The organism is Oleiphilus sp. HI0079, from assembly GCF_001635105.1.
On record NZ_LWFT01000629.1, the window covers coordinates 1 to 3,377 of the forward strand.

The window sequence follows — 3,377 nt, forward strand, 5'->3', positions numbered from 1 at the left end:
CGGCCCTCTAGTTGGGTCGGTTGTCGCTGCTGCTGTTATCTTGGATCCTGAGGCTGAGATTTCAGGGCTTGCCGATTCGAAGAAGCTGTCTGAGAAAAAACGATTACTCATCTCTGACGAGATTAAGAGCAAAGCGCTTGCATGGTCGATTGCCGAGGCGAGCGTTGAGGAAATCGACAGGTTGAACATCCTGCATGCTTCGATGCTTGCGATGGAGCGAGCGGTCAAGAAGTTGGAACCCGCTGCGGAATTTGTTTTGGTGGATGGTAATCGAATACCAAAGTCGCTAGAAGTAGATGCCGCCCCTGTTATTAAAGGTGACGCGCTAGCAAAGAGTATTAGTGCTGCTTCGATTCTCGCTAAGGTATGGCGTGATTCGGACATGCAGCGACTTGATTCTCTCTATCCCGAATATGGTATTGGAAAGCATAAGGGATATCCAACCAAGGCACACATTGAGGCATTAGAAATATACGGCCCTTGTAAAGAGCACAGGAAATCTTTCGGTCCTGTTGCACGCCTCCTTCAAAAATAACGCAACGCTGTTTCTTAAGGCATCTAGTTACTTTTTCTCGTTTATTCCTAGTCGTCATTGTTAATGTGACTTAGCCCGTGCCTGTGATTTGCGTTATTTCACATAACTATTGATTGTCAATTTTATGGCGCATATTGCTATCAAATAGCGATGCAATTCCGTCCTTATGATCTGATCACTACTACTCTGTCGTTAATTCCAGCGGTATTGGTGAGATGTAAGATGGTTTACCAGAAGTTTCGAGCGACAGCTAAATGTTCAGTGATCATGGCAATCGCAAGTGTCTTGCTAGCATGTGGTGGCGGATCAGCTGAGGAAGGTGACGCAGGGAACCAGAACGCCCAAACAGCGCAATTTGATAGCGGCATCACGTTAACTGGCCGAGCTGTAAAGGGTGTGATTAAGTCAGGGATCGTGAATGCTTATGTTATTGAAAGCAACGCTGGGCGCTACTTATCACGCAGCAGTGCAGCTGTGGCGCCGGTGAGAACGGATTCAGATGGCTACTATAGTCTCGTTGTTCCTTCTGAGTTTAGTGGAAGTCAGTTTTTGATTGAGGTAACGGCCGACGAAACAACTAGAATGGTCTGTGAGCTAGCCGATGGCTGCGGCGACGCTTCGAGTACGCGCTTTGGAGAGGCATTTCCATTGACGGAAGATTTTGCGTTGAGTTCGGTGTCCAAGCCAATTAATGCGTCTTCTGATAACGTCGCTCATGTAACGCCATACACTCATATGGTTCGCGTTAAGGCGGAGGCGGGAATCGATGGTATGTCCGAGGATGAAATTGAGCAGTCGGTGTCGGAGGTTGAAGCGATGCTTGGGCTATCTGCACAGTCTATTTACGCCGAGCCCGTTGATTTAACGAGCGATCAAGAGTTGCGCACAGCAACGTTTGACCAGCTTGAAGTAGCGCTTCTTAGTGCTGCGATCCAAAGGTCTGAAGCTGGTGTTCAGTTTGATGATGTCTCTGACGTGCTCAGCTCTATCACGCAGCAATTGAGTCAGCATGATTCACTCGTGTTGGTTGATAATGGTTTAGAGCCTGCGGTTGCGTTGGATGACTTAATGTATGAGGCGCAGCAAGAGCTCTCTGCGCTTGCTACGTTTGTGGATGTTATTCCTCAGGATGATGTGACGCGGCTTGGTGCTGGTTTCTCCGATTTGCAGCAACAGGCTCTAGACGAGGGTTCTTCAATAACGCCTGTTCAGATTTTGGGTCAGCCAAGCGATGTTTCGGTTGAGTCGGGTGCCTCTTTTACGCTTTCGGTAGGAGCGATAGGAGGTGGAGTGCTTGCATTTCAGTGGTACAAGGATGGTCAGGAGATTGCCGGGGAGGTGGGCTCAAGCCTTGAAGTTTCTTCAGCATCCGTTGTGAGCGCCGGCCAGTACTCAGTTCGGGTAGGCAATGAAGTGGGTTCTGTGATGAGTGTGGCGGCCTCCGTTGCTGTTTCACCTCAGCAAGTGGTCCTTCATGACGTTGCACTGTCGTGGGATATTCCTCTTGAGAGAGAGGACGGTAGTGATCTTTCGTTATATGAAATTAATGGCTATACCATTGTGTACGGTGCGTCTGAGAATCAGCTTGATACAACGGTGAGTATTGTCGGTGGACAGCAAACCTCGTATACGCTGCGAGATCTACAGGCTGGAGCATATTTCTTTGCTATTGCGACCGTTGACAGTGATGGTCTGCAGGGGCGCTACTCGGATGTCGTTGAGGTAGTCGTGAACTAGTGTTGTTTCGCTGTTTCTCCGACGGGGCCCGCTATTAAGCGGGCTTTTTTGTGCAAATTCATTTGTAGCGTCAGCCTAAGGTCTACGCTAAAGTAATTTCCTTTTGAATAATAAGGGATCCGGTAATGTTTGTAAGAAGTCTGTTGTTAGTTGTCATATTTGCCCTTTCTGCTTGTGCGACTGGACCCAGAACGCATGCGATCTTCGAGCCAGACACAGATTTTTCGGTTTTTAGTACGTTTGGGTTTGTCGAATCGCTCGCTTTGGCGGATGGTCAATATAGGGGGATCGAAGAGCGGTATCTTATTGAGTCTATTCGTAAAGAGTTGTCTGCGCGCGGCCTCACGGAATCTCAAGAAGCCGAGTTGCTGGTTAATTTTCATGTATCTCAGAAGGAAAAACTACGAACTACAACGACGCCATCATCAAGTGTAGGTTACTACTCTTACCGCGGTGGGGCTGGATACCATGGCAGTGTTGGGATGTCTTTTGAGACAAGAACCTCGCAATACACAGAAGGGACGCTCAACATCGATGTTATCGATGCGGAGGACAGGCAAGTTATTTGGGAGGGTGTGGCCGTTGGCAGAATGAAAGAGACGCCGCCAGAAGATCTTAAGGGATATATTGGTGGGGTTGTAGAGGCGGTATTTGATCAATACCCGGTAAAACTTCCGGCTGACGAAGAGAGCTAGGTTCGCTGTTGACCGCAGCTTGATTGTTGGCTGTATTTGTCTGGTTTGGCTCTGATAATTTTTGGCGTGATCTCTTTGATTTGCTCGGCTCCGGTTTTTTTGATCAAGGCTCTGCAATTAAGTCGGCGTGGGGTTGCTGCTTTGGCTGGTTTTTTTCGATTACGCCGTCAGAAATCAGGGCTGGAGTTAGACCAAACTGAGTTTGCCGCGGATTCGTTGTATACAAAGAGGGGTGTTGAGATTGGCTACCCAAGCTGAGCTCGAGCTAGGCAAAGTCATCGAGTTTTCCACGGATTCGTTGTATACAAAAAGGGGTGTTGAGATTGGCTCCCCGAGCTGTGCTCGAGCTAGGCAAAGTCATCGAGTTTGCCACGGATTCGTTGTATACAAAGAGGGGTGTTGAGATTGGC

The 3,377-nt window shown here is 48.5% G+C and carries 3 protein-coding genes; all 3 read left to right on the forward strand.

The genetic code is table 11. The features are described from left to right. On the forward strand, positions 1–535 hold a 535-nt coding region (gene rnhB, locus A3750_RS11410; RefSeq protein ID WP_068548280.1), incomplete at its 5' end, for a ribonuclease HII. A 267-nt stretch (positions 536–802) separates the two neighbouring features. Beyond that, complete coding sequence (locus A3750_RS11415) at positions 803–2,272, forward strand: Ig and FN3 domain-containing protein (protein ID WP_068465890.1); 1,470 nt, start codon at positions 803–805, stop codon at positions 2,270–2,272. Between the two features lie 125 nt (positions 2,273–2,397). Then, on the forward strand, positions 2,398–2,967 hold the full coding sequence (locus A3750_RS11420; RefSeq protein WP_068457896.1) for a DUF4136 domain-containing protein: 570 nt from the start codon (positions 2,398–2,400) through the stop codon (positions 2,965–2,967). The last annotated feature ends 410 nt before the right edge of the window (positions 2,968–3,377 follow it).